The organism is Streptococcus sp. 1004_SSPC (genome assembly GCF_001069025.1).
In the GTDB taxonomy this organism is placed as follows: Bacteria; Bacillota; Bacilli; order Lactobacillales; family Streptococcaceae; genus Streptococcus; species Streptococcus vestibularis.
On the sequence record NZ_JWGQ01000082.1, the window covers coordinates 1 to 355 of the forward strand.

Annotated in this window: 1 pseudogene; it reads right to left on the reverse strand. The window is 47.0% G+C overall.

Annotation, left to right across the window (positions count from 1 at the left end):
- Positions 1 to 355: pseudogene (locus ADF62_RS11185) on the reverse strand (hypothetical protein); the annotation flags it as partial.

Sequence of the window (355 nt, forward strand, 5' to 3'; positions counted from 1 at the left end):
CAGAAAGTGAGTCAGTTTCAGAGTCACAATCATTGTCAAATTCAGAATCGGCTTCAGTAAGTGCATCAGTTTCAGAATCACAATCAGTATCAAATTCAGAATCAGCGTCAATAAGCGCGTCCGAGTCAGCAAGCACATCAGCATCAGAGTCCGCGTCAATAAGCGCGTCCGAGTCAGCAAGCACATCAGCTTCAGAGTCAGCGTCAACAAGCGCGTCAGACTCAGCAAGCACATCAGCATCAGAGTCCGCGTCAACAAGTGCGTCAGAATCAGCGTCTGTAAGTGCCTCAAATTCCGAGTCACAATCATTGTCTAATTCTGAGTCAGCCTCAGAAAGTGCCTCTGTATCTACATC